The sequence below is a fragment of the Sphingosinicella humi genome (assembly GCF_003129465.1).
Taxonomy (GTDB): domain Bacteria; phylum Pseudomonadota; class Alphaproteobacteria; order Sphingomonadales; family Sphingomonadaceae; genus Allosphingosinicella; species Allosphingosinicella humi.
In genome coordinates this window covers 227657-242861 of record NZ_QFFF01000001.1, presented here as the reverse complement: position 1 = coordinate 242861, position 15205 = coordinate 227657, and the positions used below count along the sequence as shown (strand labels likewise).

17 protein-coding genes are annotated in these 15205 nt (G+C 67.5%); 12 read left to right on the top strand and 5 right to left on the bottom strand.

Features of this window, described 5'->3' with window-relative positions:
• The first annotated feature begins 34 nt into the window (after nucleotides 1-34).
• Together DF286_RS01215 and DF286_RS01210 are read left to right on the top strand one after the other, a co-directional pair.
• Complete coding sequence (locus DF286_RS01215; protein ID WP_109271911.1) at nucleotides 35-214, top strand: YnbE family lipoprotein; 180 nt, start codon at nucleotides 35-37, stop codon at nucleotides 212-214.
• A complete protein-coding gene (locus DF286_RS01210) occupies nucleotides 214-612 on the top strand; it encodes a YdbL family probable chaperone protein (RefSeq protein ID WP_109269780.1) in 399 nt (132 codons plus the stop codon). The genes DF286_RS01215 and DF286_RS01210 overlap by 1 nt, the downstream gene beginning before the upstream one ends.
• A 37-nt stretch (nucleotides 613-649) precedes the next feature.
• On the opposite strand, the gene DF286_RS01205 is transcribed toward DF286_RS01210, so the two are convergent.
• Nucleotides 650-1450 (bottom strand): DUF3298 and DUF4163 domain-containing protein, encoded by an 801-nt coding sequence (locus DF286_RS01205; RefSeq protein WP_158274586.1) that lies wholly within the window; start codon nucleotides 1448-1450, stop codon nucleotides 650-652.
• Nucleotides 1451-1625: 175 nt separating this feature from the next.
• On the opposite strand from DF286_RS01205, the gene DF286_RS01200 reads away from it, so the two are divergent.
• The 5 genes from DF286_RS01200 (at nucleotide 1626) to DF286_RS01180 (ending at nucleotide 4280) form a co-directional block, all read left to right on the top strand.
• Nucleotides 1626-1946: an AtpZ/AtpI family protein gene (locus tag DF286_RS01200; RefSeq protein WP_109269778.1), complete on the top strand. Its 321-nt coding sequence runs from the start codon at nucleotides 1626-1628 to the stop codon at nucleotides 1944-1946.
• A 37-nt stretch (nucleotides 1947-1983) separates the two neighbouring features.
• Nucleotides 1984-2769 (top strand): F0F1 ATP synthase subunit A, encoded by a 786-nt coding sequence (locus tag DF286_RS01195; protein ID WP_109269777.1) that lies wholly within the window; start codon nucleotides 1984-1986, stop codon nucleotides 2767-2769.
• Between the two features lie 43 nt (nucleotides 2770-2812).
• A complete protein-coding gene (locus DF286_RS01190) occupies nucleotides 2813-3040 on the top strand; it encodes a F0F1 ATP synthase subunit C (protein WP_085217225.1) in 228 nt (75 codons plus the stop codon).
• 108 nt (nucleotides 3041-3148) lie between these two features.
• Nucleotides 3149-3643, top strand: coding sequence for a F0F1 ATP synthase subunit B family protein (locus DF286_RS01185; RefSeq protein WP_109269776.1), 495 nt, complete (start codon nucleotides 3149-3151; stop codon nucleotides 3641-3643).
• Entirely contained in the window at nucleotides 3636-4280 is a 645-nt protein-coding gene (locus tag DF286_RS01180; protein WP_109269775.1) for a F0F1 ATP synthase subunit B family protein, read from the top strand. The genes DF286_RS01185 and DF286_RS01180 overlap by 8 nt, the downstream gene beginning before the upstream one ends.
• 105 nt (nucleotides 4281-4385) lie before the next feature.
• Here the strand turns inward: DF286_RS01180 and DF286_RS01175 are convergent, their stop codons facing one another.
• A complete protein-coding gene (locus DF286_RS01175; protein ID WP_109269774.1) occupies nucleotides 4386-5252 on the bottom strand; it encodes an OmpH/Skp family outer membrane protein in 867 nt (288 codons plus the stop codon).
• 166 nt (nucleotides 5253-5418) lie between these two features.
• Between DF286_RS01175 and uvrC the strand changes: the two genes are divergently transcribed.
• Nucleotides 5419-7344 carry an excinuclease ABC subunit UvrC gene (gene uvrC / locus DF286_RS01170; protein ID WP_109269773.1) on the top strand — a complete coding sequence of 642 codons (1926 nt, stop codon included), beginning with the start codon at nucleotides 5419-5421 and terminating at the stop codon, nucleotides 7342-7344.
• Between the two features lie 30 nt (nucleotides 7345-7374).
• Here uvrC and DF286_RS01165 read toward each other — a convergent pair whose 3' ends face one another.
• Complete coding sequence (locus DF286_RS01165) at nucleotides 7375-8268, bottom strand: pirin family protein (RefSeq protein WP_109269772.1); 894 nt, start codon at nucleotides 8266-8268, stop codon at nucleotides 7375-7377.
• 87 nt (nucleotides 8269-8355) lie between these two features.
• Between DF286_RS01165 and nadC the strand changes: the two genes are divergently transcribed.
• On the top strand, nucleotides 8356-9201 hold the full coding sequence (nadC, locus tag DF286_RS01160) for a carboxylating nicotinate-nucleotide diphosphorylase (RefSeq protein ID WP_109269771.1): 846 nt from the start codon (nucleotides 8356-8358) through the stop codon (nucleotides 9199-9201).
• A gap of 97 nt (nucleotides 9202-9298) precedes the next feature.
• Here nadC and DF286_RS01155 read toward each other — a convergent pair whose 3' ends face one another.
• Complete coding sequence (locus DF286_RS01155) at nucleotides 9299-10282, bottom strand: glucokinase (RefSeq protein WP_109271910.1); 984 nt, start codon at nucleotides 10280-10282, stop codon at nucleotides 9299-9301.
• Nucleotides 10283-10290: 8 nt separating this feature from the next.
• The gene (locus DF286_RS01150; protein WP_109269770.1) at nucleotides 10291-11490 is read right to left on the bottom strand and encodes a M24 family metallopeptidase; all 1200 of its coding nucleotides are present in this window, start codon (nucleotides 11488-11490) and stop codon (nucleotides 10291-10293) included.
• Between the two features lie 146 nt (nucleotides 11491-11636).
• On the opposite strand from DF286_RS01150, the gene DF286_RS01145 reads away from it, so the two are divergent.
• The 3 genes from DF286_RS01145 to DF286_RS01135 are packed head-to-tail and all read left to right on the top strand — an operon-like array spanning nucleotide 11637 to nucleotide 15093.
• The gene (locus tag DF286_RS01145) at nucleotides 11637-13046 is read left to right on the top strand and encodes an efflux transporter outer membrane subunit (protein ID WP_243444677.1); all 1410 of its coding nucleotides are present in this window, start codon (nucleotides 11637-11639) and stop codon (nucleotides 13044-13046) included.
• A complete protein-coding gene (locus tag DF286_RS01140) occupies nucleotides 13043-14401 on the top strand; it encodes an efflux RND transporter periplasmic adaptor subunit (protein WP_109269769.1) in 1359 nt (452 codons plus the stop codon). The genes DF286_RS01145 and DF286_RS01140 overlap by 4 nt, the downstream gene beginning before the upstream one ends.
• Nucleotides 14398-15093: an ABC transporter ATP-binding protein gene (locus tag DF286_RS01135; protein ID WP_109269768.1), complete on the top strand. Its 696-nt coding sequence runs from the start codon at nucleotides 14398-14400 to the stop codon at nucleotides 15091-15093. Before DF286_RS01140 ends, DF286_RS01135 begins: the two co-directional genes overlap by 4 nt.
• Nucleotides 15094-15205 lie beyond the last annotated feature (112 nt).

The following is a 15205-nucleotide window of genomic DNA, read 5'->3' as shown; positions in this document are numbered from 1 at the left end:
GACGAGAGAGGGTCTCCAGGCGAGGCCGGGTGCGATGGGGCTCGGGAAATGGTTGTTTGCCGCTTCCCTGGCCGGACTGGGCGGATGCGTCCAGGTAAGCGCGCCGGACAAGCCGATCGAGATCAACCTCAACATCAATATCCGACAAGAGGTTGTCGTGCGTCTCCAACAGGATGTACGCGATCTCATACAAGAGAATCCGGGAGTGTTTTGATGAGCCGCCGACTGAAGATGATCCTCGCCGCCGGCATCGGCCTCGCCGCCATCGTTGGCGGCACGGGCGTTGCCTATGCGATGATGCAGGCCGACAATTCGGCGCAGTTGCGCGCCACCGGCAAGGTCGGCGAGCAGGCCGACGGCTATCTCGGCATCGTCGGCTCGGCCGATGCGGGCCTGCGCGCCCAGGTCGACGCGATCAACATCAAGCGCCGCGCCTATTACACCGACCTCGCCGCCAAGCGGAATGCGAAGATCGAGGAAGTCGCCGCCGCGACGGCCTGTCAGCTGTTCGCCAGCAAGGTCGAGCCGGGGCAATATTACCGCCTTCCCGACGGCGTCTGGCGCCAGCGCGAGGCGGGCCAGACGATCACGCTGCCCGGCTATTGCGCCTGATATCCTTCCCGTCGCATAGCGATGGGGAGGAATAGCCCTAGAACACAGTCCGATAGTCCGGCTTGATCAGGCCTCGCACCGGGTCCGTCACCGGCACATCCACTTCATAGGTCCCTTCGACATAGGGGCCGGCTTCATAAGGCGGAATCAGCACTCTTAGGAGCTCGAAGCGGCTGTCCCCATCGCCGTCGACCGGCACGATCGCCTGTTGCGCCAGGGATGGACAGCCGATCAGCCAGTCTTCGCCTTCCAGCGGCAGCGGCTCCTGGCGTTTCTCGACACGCTCTCGATCGAGTGCGGCGCAATAGGCGCCGCTGATCGTTGCAAATGCAACCGCGGGGTCGGTGAAGAGGTCCGCCGGCTTGATGGCGCGGCCGAGGGTCCGATCCCACAAGATGGAGTCGAACAGGGTGTTGCCGTGGGCGCCGCCCGTGAAGGTGGCGACCTGCGCCGCCAGGGAGAGGAGGTGGGGCGTGTCGCCGTAGCTCTTCCACTCCTTTGCCAAATAATGGCCGTGAAACGGGGCCTCCGGCGGCCGGGCTGCCCTATCCTCGCGCGCCATGCCCAGCGCCTCGGCCCGATCACGTTCAAGCTCCGATTCCAGGCGCGCGTTCAGGCCAGGAATCGCCGCCGCCTCGCCGGGCCAGCCATAGGTGAACTCGAGGAGCTCATTCTTTTCCTCCACCGCCCTGGCCTTGGCCTTGACCGCGGGTGGGGCGACGGGGGCGGCATCGGTCGGCGGCTGCGCTTCGTCGGCGGCAGGGGAGGGAGAAGGCCCCGATTCTCCCGAGCAGGCGGAAAGGGCGAGGAGCATGGCGGCGAGCGAGCTTTTCTTCATTGGCCCGAGGCTATCCCAGAGCGCGGGCGAGCGCCATTGCGCAAAGGTCTCGCTGCTGTTGACTTGGCCTCCACCCCTTCCTAAAGGGACCGCGCCTTGGCGGGTTCGTTCGCCGGCACGTCCCACGCCCTTGCTGCACTCCGTATCGCGCGGGGCTGCACCATGGGAGTTTGGCATGCAGGAAAACGAACCCGGGCAGGACCCTAAGCTTCCAGAAGACGCGCGGCTGGCTTCTCTCGAAGAGCGGCTTCGGCGGGCGCAGGCGGAGGAAGCGGTGAGGACCGGCCGGACCCGAAAGCCCGCCGATGAGAATTATCGGATGGGCAATATGGTCCTGTCCTATCTCATTGGGGCTCCTCTCGGCGGTGCGCTGGTGGGCTGGGTCATCGACCGGCTGCTCGGCACCGACCCATGGCTCCTGATCATCATGCTCCTTCTGGGGTTCGTGGTGGGGTTCAGGAACATCATTAGGATTTCAAGCAAGCGCCCGGACTGATTTTCGGGCGCTTGGATTATAGACGGGGTTCAAGAGCGTGGCGGCCGAATCAGGCAAGATCGATCCGATGCACCAGTTCGAGGTGCAGGCCATCTTCGACGGCTTCGAGCTGGCGGGGCAGCAGATCGCCTTCACCAATTCCGCGTTGTGGATGCTGATCACCCTGGGCGCGCTGTGGGTGTTCATGCTGGGCGGCATGAAGCGCCAGCTCGTCCCCGGGCGCTGGCAGGCCGCCGTCGAGGGCGTCACCGGCTTTGTCGACAATATGATGATGACGAGCGTGGGCCCGGAGGGGAAGAAGTTCACCCCCTACGTCTTCTCGCTTTTCATGTTCATCCTCTTTGCCAACCTGCTCGGCATGCTCCCGATCGGCGTCTTCGGGCTTCATCCCTTCACGGTGACGAGCCACCTGACGATCACCGGCGTGCTCGCCATCCTCTCCTTCTCGATCGTGCTGGTCGTCGGCTTCTGGCGGCACGGCCTCCATTTCTTCTCGCTGTTCGTGCCGCACGGAACGCCGCTGCCGATGATCCCGCTCATCGCGGTCATCGAGTTCGTGAGTTTCATGGTGCGTCCGTTCAGCCTCGGCCTGCGACTCTTCGTGGCGATGACGGCGGGGCACATCCTGCTCAAGGTGCTGGCCGGCTTCGTCATCAACGGCCTCAACGCCGATGCCGCCTGGGTGGCGCCGGTGGTGAGCCTGCCGAGCCTGGTTCTGATGATCGGCATCAGCGTCCTCGAAATGCTGGTCGCCGCCATCCAGGCCTATGTCTTCGCGCTATTGACCTCGCTCTACATCAACGACGCGGTCAATCTGCACTAGTTTTCGTCAACCTATCCAAGCTTTTACAAAGGGAGTTTACATCATGGACGCAGAAGCAGCTAAGCTGTTGGGTGCTGGTCTGGCCGCCATCGGCGTGGGCATGGCCGCACTTGGCGTGGGCAACGTGTTCGGCTCGTTCCTCGAGAGCGCGCTGCGCAACCCGGCCGCCGCCGACGGTCAGCAGGGCCGCCTCTTCATCGGCTTCGCCGCCGCCGAGCTTCTCGGCCTGCTGGCGTTCGTCGTCGCGATGATCCTGCTCTTCGTCGCGTAAAGAGCCACTCCCAATCCCGTTCGGGCTGAGCCTGTCGAAGCCCTGCTTTTCTTCAACAAGGAAAGCCCTTCGACAAGCTCAGGGCGAACGGAGCAAGGGTCAGGTCCGATGCCTCAAATCGATCAAATCTCGGAAATCTTCGCGTCGCAGCTGTTCTGGCTGATCGTCACTTTCGGCCTGGTCTATCTGATCATCGGCCGGGGGATGCTGCCCAAGATCAGCGCGACCGTGGATGCCCGCGACAAGAAGATTGCCGACGATCTCGAAGCGGCGGACCGTGCCCGCGCGGCCGCCGACGAGACCGAGGAGGCCTATCGGGCGAAGACCGAAGCCAACCGCGCCGAAGCGCTCAAGGTGACGCAAGCCGCCAAGGACGCCTCGGCCCGGGAGACCGAGCAGAAGGTCAAGGCCGCCGACGCCGAGACATCGGAGAAGGTCGCCGCGGCCGAGGCCCGCATCCGCGGGGCCGCCGACGCGGCCATGGCGGACATCGAGACCGTCGCCGCCGAGGCGGCGCAGGATATGGTCGCCCGGCTCTCCGGAGCCAAGGTGACCAAGGCACAGGCAACCAAGGCAGTGAAGGCGGCGCTCGCCAATGGCTAACGTTACGACGATCGACTCCAACAGCCTGACCGTGGCCGAGAATCTGGCCGAGGCATCGACCGCCGGCGAGCATGGCGCGGTGCCGGTGACGGGCGAGGAAGCGCTCACGTCCGAAGCGGTCGAGGGGCACGGCGCGGTGGCCGAGCCGGCCGCTTTGGGCATGGACGCCACGGCCTGGGTGGCGCTGGCGATGCTGCTCGTCATCGCCATCATGCTGTGGAAGAAGGTGCCCGCCGCCATCGGCAAGGCGCTCGACAAGAAGATCGCGGGCATCCGCGAGCAGCTCGACGAAGCCGCCAAGCTGCGCGCCGAGGCCGAAGCCCTGAAGGCGGAGTATGAGGCCAAGGCCGCTGCTGCCGGGGCCGAGGCCGCGACCATGCTGGAGCGGGCCCGCCATGAGGCTGAGGGCATCGTCGAGCAGGCCAAGGTCGACAGCGCCGCGCTGATCGAGCGTCGCGCCCGCATGGCCGAGGACAAGATCGCCGCCGCCGAGCGCGCTGCCATCGCGGACGTCCGTGCCAAGGCTGCCAGTGCTGCCGCAGCGGCCGCCGCCAAGCTCATTGCCGAGCAGCATGATGCAACCGCCGACAAGACCATGGTCGATCAGACAATTGCAGGCCTTTCGCGTCCACACTGATCGTCACCCGGGCTCGTCCGGAAAATCTTCCTGTTGATCCGAGCATAAGAGAAGGCGCGCCAACCGGGTCGACGCGCCTTCCTTCATTTCCTTGACCCGTTCCGGTCAGTCGACGTCGTAGATGTGGGCGACCACTCCGGTGCGAGCGTCGATCTGCACGACGTTGCCGTCCAGATAGCGGTAGTAATAACCACCGCCGTCACGGAATTGCGCCTGATATTCGGGGGGCAGCGCGTAGAGGCCGCCGGTCACGCGCTCGCCGACGCTCAGGCAGTTGTCCATGCCGAGGAGGCTGCCGAGGACGCCGGAAAATCCCGACCGGTCCGGGCAGACCTGATTCACCTCTTCCAAGGGACCGCCCTGGCCGTAATAGGGGCCGCCCTGGCCATAGTAGCCGTCATCGTCCCAGCGTCCGTCGCGGTCGAGGTCGCGATCGTCCCAGCCGTCGCGGTTGCGATCGATACGGTCGGCGCTGCCATAGCGCAGATCGTCTTCCCAGCGCCCGTCCCGATCGTAATCGCGATCGTCCCAACCGTCGCGATCGCGGTCGATACGGTCCGAGCTGCCGTAGCGCTGGTCGTCGTCCCAACGGCCGTCGCGGTCATAATCGCGATCGTCGAAGCCGTCGCGGTTGCTGTCGATCCACTGGTTCTGCGCATAGCCGTAGCCGGAACGCGCCTGTTCGGCGTAGCGTATCTGCTCGCGAAGGTTGCGCGTCCGATCCCGGAGGTCTCGCCGCTCCGTCTGGGTCAGCCCGTCGCGGCTATATTGATACTCGGTATAGCGAAGCTGACGCAGCTGCTCATGAAGATTGCGCGCATCGGCCGTAGCGATGGTGCCGCTCCTGAGGCCGGCGTCGATTTCCGCCTGCAATCGGTCGGCGCGCGCGTCGCGCGGCTGGTATTGCGCTGTCGCGGACCCGGCAAGGGTGAGGGCCGAAACTGCGGCCAGGGTCATGATTATTTTGTTCATATCTCCAACTCCCACTGCACCCTGCGCTCTGCGTAAAAGCGTTTCAGGCCGCACCCGGGTTTTTGGGACTGCGACAGAGCGTTCCTCAGAAGCGACTAGCGGCGGAGCCAAGGCGTGGCGGAATGACGGGGTGGCTAGCGAGGAAACGAGGGCCTAAATCCGTCCTGTGAACGACGACCCCACTTCCTCCGATCGCTTCCATGAGGAGCGCGCCACCTATACGGTGCGCGGCAGCGACCAGCCCGATATCGAGGCGGGCGTGGCGGCGATCCGTGGCGTGGTGAGGACGCTGCCCGTGCGGCCGGGCGTCTACCGGATGCTCGATGCGCGGGGTGATGTGCTCTACGTCGGCAAGGCGCGGGCGCTGAAGAACCGCGTTTCCAACTACACCCAGGTCTCGCGGCTGACCAAGCGGCTGCAGCGCATGGTCGCGCAGACCCGCGCGATGACGATCGTCACCACCAACACCGAGGCGGAGGCGCTGCTGCTGGAGGCGCAGCTCATCAAGCGCTTCCGGCCGCCCTACAATGTGCTGCTGCGCGACGACAAAAGCTTTCCCTTCATCCTGCTGCGCGAGGACCACGCCTTTCCGCGCGTCCAGAAGCATCGCGGCGCGCGGCGGGCCAAGGGGCAATATTACGGTCCCTTCGCCAGCGCCGGCTCCGTCACGCGGACGCTTAACGCGCTTCAGAAGCTGTTCCTGCTAAGGAGCTGCTCCGACAGCTTTTTCGCCAACCGCTCGCGGCCCTGCCTGCTCTACCAGATCAAGCGCTGCTCGGCGCCCTGCGTCGGCCGGATCGACGAAGCCGGCTACGCCGAGCTGGTCCAGGACGCGAAGGACTTCCTCGGCGGCAAGTCGACCAAGGTCCAGGCCAAGCTCGGCAAGCTGATGTCCGCCGCCGCCGAGGCGATGGATTACGAGCTCGCCGCCGTCTACCGCGACCGCCTGCGCGCGCTCACCTTCATCCAGGGCACGCAGACCATCCATGCCGAGGGGCTGGGCGATGCCGACATCTTCGCGCTCGCCTGCAAGGGCGGCGTGATGTGCATCCAGGCCTTCTTCATCAGGGGCGGCCAGAATTGGGGCCATCGCAGCTTCTTCCCGGCGCACACGAATGACGTGCCGGAAGAGGAGGTGCTGACCAGCTTCCTCACCCAATTCTACGAGGAAGTGCAGCCTCCCAAGCTCGTTCTGCTCGACCGCGTGCTGGCCGAAGGAGAGCTGCTGGCCGAGGCGCTGTCGGGGCGGGCGGGACGGAAGGTCAGCCTGCGGGTTCCGCAGCGGGGCGCGCACGCCAAGATGATCCGACAGGCGGCCCGCAATGCCGAGGAGGAACTCGATCGCCGGCTCGCCGAAACCAGCACCCAGGCACGCAATCTGCGCGCGCTGGCCGAGCTGTTCGAGCTGGAAGGGCCGCCGGAGCGGATCGAGGTCTATGACAACAGCCACGTCATGGGCACCAATGCCGTGGGCGCGATGATCGTCGCCGGGCCGGAGGGCTTCCGCAAGAACGCCTATCGCAAGTTCAACATCAAGCGGCCGGAGACTGTCCCCGGCGACGATTTCGCGATGATGCGCGAAGTGCTCGGCCGCCGTTTCGCGCGGCTGGAGAAGGAGGACCCCGACAAGAGCCGCGGCGAATGGCCGGACCTGATGTTGATCGATGGCGGCAAGGGCCAGCTGTCCGCCGTGTGCGAAGTGATGGAGGATGCGGGCGTGCACGATGTGCCGGTGGTCGCCATCTCCAAGGGCCCCGACCGCAATGCCGGCCGCGAGGTCTTTCACCTTCCGGGCGGCCGCGAGATGACCTTGCCGCCCAACGATCCGGTGCTCTTCTACCTCCAGCGCCTCCGCGACGAAGCGCACCGCTTCGCCATTGGCGCCCATCGCACGCGGCGCGCCAAGAGCATGGCCGTCAGCACCCTCGACGACGTGCCCGGCATCGGCCCCGGCCGCAAGCGCGCACTCCTCATGCATTTCGGCACGGCCCGCGCCGTCAAGGGCGCGGCGCTGGAGGATTTGGAAAAGGCTCCAGGCATCTCGCGGACGATGGCCCGCCAGATTTACGACTATTTCCACCCCCGCGGCTGAGCCGCGAGACTGCTGTCTCCCCGTGTCCGCTTACGACATCGGGTTCGGCGGCTGGGCGGGATCTTCGGGGAGGGGGATGAATTCCTCATTGTCGAGATCGGGTAGCTTCATGCGGCCCGCCCGCCAGTCGGCCTTGGCCTGTTCGATCCGATCCTTGGACGAGGAAACGAAATTCCATTCGATGAAGCGCGGACCGATGGGCTCGCCGCCGAGCAGCATTACCTTGGCATGGCTGTCGGCGCGGATCTCGACCGGGTGGCCCGCCGCGAAGACGAGCATCTGGCCTTCGCTGAAGCGCTGCCCTTCCGCCTCGATCGAGCCGGCGGCGACATAGGCGGCGCGCTCGGGATAGTTGTCGACGAGGCCGATGCGGGCGCCAGGCGCCATCTCGCAATGAAGGTAGAACATGGGCGAGTGCGTCTTGACCCCCGCCGACAGGCCGAAAGCGCTCCCGGCGATTAGCCGCGCCGAGAGGCCGTCCTCCTCGATCATGGGCAGGTCGTCGCCCTCATGGTGCCAGAAGCCGGGGTCGCGCTCCTCCTCGCCCTCCGGAAGCGCGACCCAGGCCTGGATGCCGTTCATGTGGCCGCCCACCGCGCGCGCCTTCTCAAACCGCTCCGAATGGGTGATGCCGCGGCCGGCCGTCATCCAGTTCACCTCTCCCGGCAGGATCGGCTGTTCGGAGCCGACGCTGTCGCGGTGCATGATCTCGCCGTCGAACAGATAGGTGATGGTGGAGAGGCCGATATGCGGATGCGGCCTGACGTCGACCGAGCGGGGAATGCCCGGCGCCATGTCGACCGGCCCCATATGATCGAAGAAGATGAACGGCCCCACCATCCGGCGCTTCGCGTAAGGCAGCACGCGCCCGACCTCGAAACCGCCCAGGTCCCTGCGCCTTTGTTCGATGACGAGGTCGATCATGGTCGTTCCCCTTGGCTGTCTTTGCAACGGGAGCTCATCGGCGAAGTTCCCATTTGCCGGACCCATTCTAGCTGATAGGGCGCGGCCATGTCGCATTTTTCCTTGAGCGGCGTCGATCTCGACGCCTTCGTCCGCCGCACGCTTGAAGAGGATCTGGGGGAGGGCGGCGACGTCACCTCCGCCGCGACGATCCCGGCGGACGCGCGGCTCGATGCCGTGATGGCGAGTCGGGACCCGGTGGTGGTGGCGGGGCTGCCGCTGGCGGCGTTGTTCTTCCGGTCGCTCGACGCCGAGGTGCACATCCAGCAGCTGGTCGAAGACGGCGCGTCCGTCGCTCCCGGAACCGCGCTGATGCGTCTGTCGGGCAATGCGAGAGCGATGCTGACGGCCGAGCGGTCGGCCCTCAACACCGTCCAGCACCTGACCGGCATCGCCACCATGACCCGCGCCTATGTCGATGCGCTCGCGGGCACCGGTTGCGTCCTCCTCGACACGCGCAAGACCATCCCGGGCCTCCGTGCGCTGGAGAAATATGCGACGCGCATGGGCGGCGCCGAGAATCACCGCATGCGGCTCGACGACGGCGTGCTCATCAAGGACAATCATATCGCCGTCGCCGGCGGCGTCTCCGAGGCGGTCCGGCGGGCGAAGGCGGCAGGGCTGTCGCTCCCGGTCCAGGTGGAGGTCGACCGGCTCGACCAGATCGAGCCGGCTCTGGTCGCCGGCGCGGACCGGCTGCTGCTCGACAACATGCCGCCCGATGTCCTTCGCGCGGCGGTGGAACTGGTGGCGGGAAGGGTTCCTACCGAGGCCTCGGGCGGCGTTCGCCTCGACACCATCCGCGCCATCGCCGAGACCGGCGTCACCTATGTCTCGGTCGGCCGCATCACTCAATCGGCACCCGCCGCCGACATCGGCCTCGACTACGCCTAGAATGATCCCGCTCATCCTGAGTAGGGACTGAGCTTGGCGAAGTCCCGTATCGAAGGACGTCCTTCGATACGCCGCTTCGACTTTGCTCAGCGGCTACTCAGGATGAGCGGTTAGAAGGCTCCCTGCGCGCAGGGCCATAGGTTTCGGCAAACGCCACCGCCGCGCCCAACAGGCCCGGCTGGGGGTGGGTGATGAGCTTGACCGGCATCGCCTCCATGCGGGGCCGGAAGCGGCCCTTGGCGAGGAAGCGCTCGTGAAATCCGGAGCGGGGGAGGTGGCCGGCGAGCCGAAGACCGAGCCCACCGCCGATGACCACGGCGACCGCACCGTGGGCGAGCGCCAGGTCTCCCGCGACGGAGCCGAGGCTGAGGCAGAAGCGCTCCAGCGCCTCGGCGGCGAGCGGATCGGTCCCGTTCATTGCCGCCGTCCAGAGCGCGCGGTCGTCGGCGGGCGGGGTGCCTCCTAAGGCTGCGTAGATGTCGTCGAGTGCCGGTCCGGCGACGATCCGCTCGACCGAGACGCGGCCATAGCGTTGGGCGAGCCGTTCGCGAATGCGCGTCTCGACCTCGTCGAGCGGCGCGAAGCCGATATGGCCGCTTTCGGTCTCGATGACGTGATGGTGGCTGTCGACCCGCAGGAGCTGGGCGGCCCCGAGGCCCGTCCCCGGCCCGATGACGCTGATGACGCCTTGCGTCGGCAGAGAAAGGTCGGGGCCGCACAGATGGGTGAACGCGTCCTCGCCCAGCTGCGCCACGGCATGGGCCACGGCGCCGAAGTCGTTGAGGATCAGCAGCCGTTCCAGCCCCAAGGTCGTGCTCAGCTCCGCCGGCCGGATCGCCCAGTCGCCATTGGTGAGATAGAGCACGTCCTCCCGCTCGTTGCCGGCGACGGCGATGCTCGCGGCGGCGGGGAGGGGGCGGCCGAGATGCGCGGCAAAGGCCGCCCAGGCGCTTTCCAGCCCGCCATGGCCGGCGGTCGGGGCGGTATAGGGCTCGCCGAGGCGCACCGCCTTGTTCTCATCGATGGTGGCGAGGACGAAACGGGCGTTGGTGCCGCCTATGTCCGCCGCGACGATCTCCATGGCCGCCGTCACCCGAACGGCGCGTCGATCGACGGCGAGGGGCGGGTGAACCAGGCGGCGCCGTCCTCGGTGACATGGAAGTGATCCTCAAGCCGGATGCCGAAGCGGTCCGGCACCACGATCATCGGCTCGTTGGAGAAGCACATGCCCGGCGCGAGCGGCGTCAGGTCGCCCCTGACGAGATAGCAGGGCTCGTGGATCGAGAGGCCGATGCCGTGGCCGGTGCGGTGGGGCAGGCCGGGAAGCTTGTAGTCCGGCCCCAGGCCCGCCCGCTCCAGCACGGCGCGCGCGGCGGCATCCACCTCTTCGCAGGGAACGCCTGGCCGAGCCGCGTCGAAGGCCGCCTGCTGCGCCTCCTGTTCCAGCGTCCACATGGAGCGCTGCTCGTCGCTCGCCTCGCCGAACACATAGGTGCGGGTGATGTCGCTGTTATAGCCCTCGATGGTGCAGCCGGTGTCGATCAGCACCACATCGCCTTCATGGAGATAGCTTTCCCCGGGGAGCCCGTGCGGGAAGGCGGTCGAACGGCCGAACTGGACGATGCAGAAGCTGCTGCCCGAGGCGCCCAGCGCCCGGTGCGCCTCGTCGATGAAGCGGCGGACTTCGGTGGCGGTGATCCCCTCGCGCAGGATGAGGGCCGCGCGGCGCTGCACCTCCAAGGTCATCGCCTTGGCCTGAGCCATCAGCGCCAGCTCGGCGGGTGATTTGAGCATCCGGCAGCCGTCGATGGCGCCGGAGCCGTCGACCAGCTCGACCGAGTGCGCGGCCTTGCGGATACGGTCGACGAACAGGAAGGCCATGGCGGGATCGACGGCCAGCGTCGCCACCTGCCGATCGCGCAACGCGTCGGCGAGCAGCGCCGACGGACTCTCATCCTCCTCCCACAGGCGGATGTCCGCCTCGACAGCGAGATCGGCCTCGAGCGTGCCGAGCTCGAATCGCGGGCAGATGATGATGGGCTTTCCGGTGCGCGGCAGCAGCATCGCGACCAGCCGCTCGCTCGCGCCCCAGGGCACGCCGGCAAAATAGCGCAGGCTCGCGCCCGCGCCGATCAGCAGCGCGTCGGCGCCGCTGTTGGCCAGCAGGCGGCGCGCCTTTTCGAGCCGACCCTCGCGTTCCGACGTGGCGATGGCGGGCGCGACGTCGGACCAGGGCACCAGCGCTTGCAGTTCGGCTGCGGCGGTCGAGCCTCCTATTCCCTTCGTCACGCGGTCATTCCTTCCAATATTCACGGCCCGGCGTTGATAGGTCCTGCAATCGCGCTTCGCTACCCGGCAAGAGTGTGCAATCGATTCATCCGGGAGAAATCTCGCTTCAGCGGGAGTTCATGGCTCGGGATGGTAGGGCGTCAAGGATGAAGAGGCTTGTGTCCCTCGCGGCGTTTCTCGCGATCCCGCTTTCAGCCTGTGCCACGGTCGGGCCCGATTACGGCGCGCCGGGCGCTCGCGCGCTGAACGTCCCGGCGAGCTATTATTCGGTGGAAGCGACGCCCGGATCGCCCGAGGAGCTCGCCCACTGGTGGACTCGCTTCGACGATCCGGTGCTGAACGAGCTGGTCCAGCAGGCCGTCACGCAGAATCTCGATCTCGCCGTCGCCTCGGCACGGCTACGCCAGGCGCGGGAGGGGGTCGTCCAGGCGCGCGCCGGCGCCCTGCCCAGCGTCGGCGCTTCGGCCGGGGCGGGCCGGAATTTCGACAGCGACGGCGAGGATCGCAGCAGCTTCTCCCTGGGCGCGGACGCCGCCTGGGAGGTTGACCTGTTCGGTGGGATCCGTCGCGGGGTCGAGGCGGCCGAGGCGGACGCCGAGGGCGCGGTATTCGACCTGGCGGCGGTACAGGTGGCGATCATCGGCGACGTCGCGACCAACTACATCCAGGCGCGGCTCGCCCAGCAGCGGCTGGAGACGGCCCGGGACACGCTCGCCATCGCCGACGAGAATCTGGAGATCGCCGGCTGGCGCGTGCAGGCGGGGCTGGTCTCCTCGCAGGATCAGGAGCAGGCAAGGGCGCAGCGGGCACAGACCGCCGCCTCCATCCCGGGAATAGAACGCGATTTCGCCAGCGCGACCTACAGGCTGGCGGTGCTCACCGGCCAGGCGCCGGGCGCGCTGACCGCCGCCCTCAGGGAGCCGCGGACCATCCCCACCGGCCCCGACAGCATCGCCGTCGGCATCCCCGCGGACACGCTTCGCCAGCGCCCCGACGTCCGCGCGGCCGAACGCACGCTAGCGGCGCAGACGGCGCGGATCGGCGTCGCCGAGGCGCAGCTTTATCCGGGCCTCCGCCTGACCGGGAACATCGGCAGCTCGGCCGTCTCGCTCGGCGGGCTGGTCGACGTCATCACCGGCGGCATCTTCGGCGGCCTCAGCCAGAGCCTGTTCGAGGGCGGCCGGCTGCGCTCCCAGGTCCGCTCGCAGGAAGCGGCGGCGGAGGCGGCGCTCGCCAGCTATCGCCAGTCGGTACTGGTCGCGCTTGAAGATGTGGAGAATGGCCTCCTCGCCCTCGATGCCGCGCAGCGCCGCCAGGAACAGTTCGCCGTCGCGCTCGAGGCCGCGAACAACACCGCCATCCTCGCCCGAAGCCAGTATCGAGCCGGCCTCACCGATTTCCAGACCCTGCTGGAGGCGGAGCGCTCATTGCTATCGGCCCGTGACGGCATCGATTCCAGCCGGGCCGAGCAAGCGCTCGCCCTGATTCAGCTTTATGGCGCGTTGGGCGGGGGATGGGACCCGCTGGCGACCCCCGAGATCGGAACGAACGCATGAACGATGTGACCCACCCCAGCCCCGACGCCGCCAGCGGCGCCGCCTCTCCGGCGGGCCTCGACGAATTCCTCGGCGTCACGGCTGAGCGGCCGTGGTGGAAGCGCCCCGCGTGGATCGCGGCGGCGATCGGCCTCGTCATCCTCCTGCTTGTGATCGCCCGTCTCTTCACGGGCGAGGCAGAGGCCGGCTATGCCACGGCCGAGGTGCAGCGCGGCGGCCTTACCGTCACCGTCTCCGCGACCGGCAACCTCCAGCCGACCAACAAGGTCGAGGTCGGCTCGGAACAGTCCGGGCTCGTCACCGACGTCTATGTCGAGAATAACGACCGGGTCACGCGCGGCCAGCCGCTCGCCCGCCTCGATACGTCCCGCCTCCGCGACACGATCGTCCAGAACCAGGCGGCGCTTGCCTCCGCGCAGGCGCAGGTGGCGCAGGCCCAGGCCTCGGCGGTGCAGGCGCGCGCCAACCTCAATCGCCTCGAGGAGGTCTATCGGCTCTCGGGCGGCAAGGTGCCGTCCCAGACCGAGCTCGACACGGGCCGTGCCGAAAACCAGCGGGCCCAGGCCGCGGTTCGCGCCGCGAACGCCCAGGTCGCGCAGGCCCGCGCCGCGCTTTCGTCCGCCCAGACCAATCTTTCCAAGGCGACCATCTATTCGCCCGTCACGGGGGTCGTGCTTTCGCGCCAGATCGATCCGGGCCAGACCGTCGCCGCCTCCTTCCAGGCGCCGGTGCTGTTCACCATCGCCGAGGATCTGGCGCAGATGCAGCTCGAGGTGAAGGTCGACGAGGCCGATGTCGGCCAAGTGAAGGCGGGCCAGCGCGCCACCTTCACAGTCGACGCCTTCCCGGGCCGGCGGTTCCCGGCCGAGATCGTTCGCGTCGACCTCGGGGCGAATACGGACGCAACCGCGTCCACGAACAGTTCGGCCGGAAATGTCGTCGCCTACACCGCCGTGCTGTCGGTGCAGAATCCGGACCTCGATCTGAGGCCCGGCATGACCGCGACGGCGGACATCGTCACGTCAGAGGAGCGGGCGCAGATGCTCGTCCCCAATGCGGCGCTCCGCTTCTCGCCGGAGCGGGAAGCCGCGCGAGCCTCGCGGGGCGAGAAAGGCGGGGTGACCAGCGTGCTGGTGCCGCGCCGCGGCCGCGGCGGCCGGGGCGGCAATGACGCGCAGGTCACGATCGGGCGGGGCAGCCGCCAGACCGTCTACATTCTCGGCGAGGACGGCCAGCCGCAGCCGATCGAAGTCACCACCGGCGCGTCGGACGGCCGCCGCACCGCGGTCCGCGGCGAGGGTCTGAAGCCCGGGATGAAAGTGATCACCGGAAGGCTGGCGGCGCCGCGGGAATGAACGAGACCCTGATCTCCCTTCGCGGGGTCACCAAGACCTACGGCAGCGGCCCGACCGCCTTCCAGGCGCTGAAGGGCATCGATCTCGACATCGGGCGGGGCGATTTCGTCGCGATCATGGGCGCGTCCGGTTCCGGCAAGTCGACGACGATGAACATCCTCGGCTGCCTCGACGTGCCGACGACGGGCGAGTTTCTGTTCAAGGGCCATCATGTCGAGCGGCTCGACCGCGACCAGCGGGCGCTGCTCCGCCGCCGCTATCTCGGCTTCGTCTTTCAGGGTTTCAATCTCCTCGCGCGCACCACCGCGCTCGAAAATGTCGAGTTGCCTCTGCTCTATCGGGGCGAGGACAAGGCCAGGCGGCACGAGGCCGGAATGGCCGCGCTCGACAAGGTCGGCCTCGCAGATTGGTGGGATCATACGCCGGCCGAGCTTTCGGGCGGCCAGCAGCAGCGGGTCGCCATCGCCCGCGCCATCGTCACCAGCCCCGACGTGCTCCTCGCCGACGAGCCGACCGGCAATCTCGACAGCGAACGCTCGGTGGAAATCATGGAACTGCTCGCCGACCTCAACCGGAGCGGCATCACCGTCCTCATGGTCACTCACGAACCCGACATGGCCGCCTATGCCCGCACCATCGTCCACTTCAAGGATGGTCTGGTCGAGCGGGTAGACGAAAGGATCGCGGCGTGAGGGGGGTGGCAATCCAATCCCCCTCCCGCTTGCGGGAGGGGCTAGGGGAGGGGCTGTGGGCCGGTTCCCTCTCGATCCGCACACGACATTCCCTCCCCCGGCCCCTCGCGCG

Bases quoted from the DNA above. Each gene is read 5' to 3' on its own strand.
- DF286_RS01215 (WP_109271911.1), top strand. From the start codon at position 35: ATGGGGCTCGGGAAATGGTTGTTTGCCGCTTCCCTGGCCGGACTGGGC.
- DF286_RS01210 (WP_109269780.1), top strand. From the start codon at position 214: ATGAGCCGCCGACTGAAGATGATCCTCGCCGCCGGCATCGGCCTCGCC.
- DF286_RS01205 (WP_158274586.1), bottom strand. From the start codon at position 1,450: ATGAAGAAAAGCTCGCTCGCCGCCATGCTCCTCGCCCTTTCCGCCTGC.
- DF286_RS01200 (WP_109269778.1), top strand. From the start codon at position 1,626: ATGCAGGAAAACGAACCCGGGCAGGACCCTAAGCTTCCAGAAGACGCG.
- DF286_RS01190 (WP_085217225.1), top strand. From the start codon at position 2,813: ATGGACGCAGAAGCAGCTAAGCTGTTGGGTGCTGGTCTGGCCGCCATC.
- DF286_RS01185 (WP_109269776.1), top strand. From the start codon at position 3,149: ATGCCTCAAATCGATCAAATCTCGGAAATCTTCGCGTCGCAGCTGTTC.
- DF286_RS01180 (WP_109269775.1), top strand. From the start codon at position 3,636: ATGGCTAACGTTACGACGATCGACTCCAACAGCCTGACCGTGGCCGAG.
- DF286_RS01175 (WP_109269774.1), bottom strand. From the start codon at position 5,252: ATGAACAAAATAATCATGACCCTGGCCGCAGTTTCGGCCCTCACCCTT.
- DF286_RS01165 (WP_109269772.1), bottom strand. From the start codon at position 8,268: ATGATCGACCTCGTCATCGAACAAAGGCGCAGGGACCTGGGCGGTTTC.
- nadC (WP_109269771.1), top strand. From the start codon at position 8,356: ATGTCGCATTTTTCCTTGAGCGGCGTCGATCTCGACGCCTTCGTCCGC.
- DF286_RS01155 (WP_109271910.1), bottom strand. From the start codon at position 10,282: ATGGAGATCGTCGCGGCGGACATAGGCGGCACCAACGCCCGTTTCGTC.
- DF286_RS01145 (WP_243444677.1), top strand. From the start codon at position 11,637: ATGAAGAGGCTTGTGTCCCTCGCGGCGTTTCTCGCGATCCCGCTTTCA.
- DF286_RS01140 (WP_109269769.1), top strand. From the start codon at position 13,043: ATGAACGATGTGACCCACCCCAGCCCCGACGCCGCCAGCGGCGCCGCC.
- DF286_RS01135 (WP_109269768.1), top strand. From the start codon at position 14,398: ATGAACGAGACCCTGATCTCCCTTCGCGGGGTCACCAAGACCTACGGC.